This is a genomic window from Campylobacter sp. 2018MI10 (genome assembly GCF_018501175.1).
Taxonomy (GTDB): Bacteria; Campylobacterota; Campylobacteria; order Campylobacterales; family Campylobacteraceae; genus Campylobacter_E.
In genome coordinates this window covers 1-475 of the sequence record NZ_JAHCZD010000075.1, presented here as the reverse complement: position 1 = coordinate 475, position 475 = coordinate 1, and the positions used below count along the sequence as shown (strand labels likewise).

The 475-nt window shown below is 46.1% G+C and carries 1 protein-coding gene; it reads right to left on the bottom strand.

The annotated features are described in order from the left end of the window. A partial coding sequence (locus tag KJR01_RS09725; RefSeq protein ID WP_214119035.1) for a substrate-binding domain-containing protein occupies nt 1–413 on the bottom strand: 413 nt, incomplete at its 3' end. Nucleotides 414–475 lie beyond the last annotated feature (62 nt).

Sequence of the window (475 nt, the reverse complement as noted above, 5' to 3'; positions counted from 1 at the left end):
CCTTCGCGGAACAGTTTGGCGTTGTTATCCACCGGCGAGCCGCCCATCAGGAAATAATTGCCCTGCGGCACTTTATCAACCAGACTTTTGGCCTGCAGTTCACCCACTTTTTCATTGTCGAACGAAATATAATAATCAATGTCCGCATTATTAATCATGCGGTCATAGGCCAGGACTTTTATCCCTTCTTGTTTCGCTTCTTTCACGACGTTGCTTAATACCTGGCCGTTATAAGGGATAATGACCAGTACATCAACGCCACGGTTAATCATATTCTCAATTTGCGACATCTGCGTTTCTTCGTTGCCATTTGCAGACTGCACAAACACACTTGCGCCAAGTGATTCCGCTTTTTTAACAAAAATATCGCGATCTTTTTGCCAGCGTTCCAGACGCAGGTCATCAATCGCCATGCCAATTTTGACCTCTTTGGCATGTCCTGCAAAGCTTGCAAGGAGGAGAGTAGTGCAGAGCG